The organism is Cetobacterium sp. (assembly GCF_048470075.1).
Taxonomy (GTDB): domain Bacteria; phylum Fusobacteriota; class Fusobacteriia; order Fusobacteriales; family Fusobacteriaceae; genus Cetobacterium_A.
The window spans coordinates 1-1,659 of sequence record NZ_DBGBQB010000248.1 but is presented as its reverse complement, the minus strand read 5'-3'; the positions used below and the strand labels follow the sequence as shown (position 1 = coordinate 1,659).

Genomic DNA, 1,659 nt, shown 5'->3' with positions numbered 1-1,659 from the left:
ATTGTTCTAGTGTCTATAACACTTGTAACAACATTATTTACAGGAATATTTAAGTAACTTGAAACACCATTAATTATTGTATTTTCATCTCCTAAAGAATTGGCCGCATACATCATTGCTTTTATTCTAGCTCTATATCTATTGTCAGATTCTCCATCTCTTCCCTCTTTTATGTTAGAACCTAATAAATCCAATTGAATACCATAGTTATTATCAAAATCAATCAAGTTTTCTACTTCAACTAAAGTAGATTGTAAATCGTTAAATTCTTCTTTTATACATTCTAATAAATCTCTTATATATGTATTTTTATGCTCTTTAAAAATTTGTGGTAATTTTTTATCTAGTTCTCTTCCTTTTAGATATGGAAATTTATCTTGAACCATCTTGAACCTCCACAACTGCGTAAAATAAAGAGCCTGTAGGAATATTAATTGAATTTTTATCTAGTTGGTCTTGATCTAATCCACTAAATGCTTCAAGCTCTATTATATCCGAATCTGCATTGTATGCTTTTGCCTCTAATTGATTATGTACTATTTTTCTTCCTTCTAAATAATTTGCATTTCTAACATATTCTTCAATATTCTTAGTAATATTTTCTTTTAATTGTCTAGCTGTTTTTTCAGAATTTAATAAAACTACTTTTACATACACTGGTATCGGATTAAACAAATTATAATTTACATCAACTATTTGTCCTCCAATATTTTCTATTTTATATGTTATATCTCCTTGTGTTTTTATTCCAAATGCTCCGAACTTATGTAAAGTTTTTGCTACATTTTCAGTTGCTATTCCTTCTATAAATACTTTTATTCTTCCTGGTTCAACTCCATTTTCGTCTATTTCATCACCAGTATTTTCTAAAACCAAAGCTCCATTAACTTCTGATAATTTTCTTAATTCAATTGTTATTGCGTCAACTGTTGACCCTCCACGAGATCTATTAGCCACTTTTAATGCTTCTCTATAAACATCATCATTTTCTATTCCATCTCCTCCAGTTGCTGGGACTATATTAGTTACTGATATTATTCCAACCACTGTATTTACCATTTCTGTTATAGTGTTTGGCTGTGTATTATAAATAATTCCAGTTTCCATAGCAATAGCTTGAACTTCACCTTTTAAACTACTATTTATTTTTAAATCATTGACTGTTTTAAAGTTTAAATTTGTATCTCTTATTCTAACTATTGTATCTTTTGGAATAGTTATTTCTGAATCTGTTATAAATTTTAAAGTTGTTGTAGCATATTTTCCCAATATTCTTGGCAATAATAAATTTCTACCATGATTATCTAATTGCATACCAATACATAAATCAAAATATCTAGAATTATATGTTTCTTCTATTCCATTCCATGCTTTAGAAAATTCATCTGATATTATTCCTAATAAAACACCTTCTACACTATAAGGATTTATGGAAAAATTTTCATATCCTTTACTTATCATTTTATTAGTAATAGAGTTCTCTATATCATTTATTCTTTTTTTTACAAACCCTTTATCTGTAACCCCGAATTTCAAAACTCTCCACCTCCTTATTTGTAGAAATATTTATAATTTTTCCATTTTTACATTTAATACTAAAATTAATATTAAATTTTCTATTTTTAATATCACTCTCAATATTTATTTCATTTATTTTTT

2 protein-coding genes are annotated in these 1,659 nt (G+C 26.5%); both read right to left on the bottom strand.

The genetic code is table 11. From position 1 onward, the window contains the following. A partial coding sequence (locus ACMOUI_RS08780; protein WP_418965332.1) for a hypothetical protein occupies positions 1–386 on the bottom strand: 386 nt, incomplete at its 3' end. Beyond that, positions 373–1,536, bottom strand: a complete 1,164-nt coding sequence (locus ACMOUI_RS08775; RefSeq protein ID WP_418965331.1) for a baseplate J/gp47 family protein — start codon at positions 1,534–1,536, stop codon at positions 373–375. The genes ACMOUI_RS08780 and ACMOUI_RS08775, both read right to left, overlap by 14 nt. Positions 1,537–1,659 lie beyond the last annotated feature (123 nt).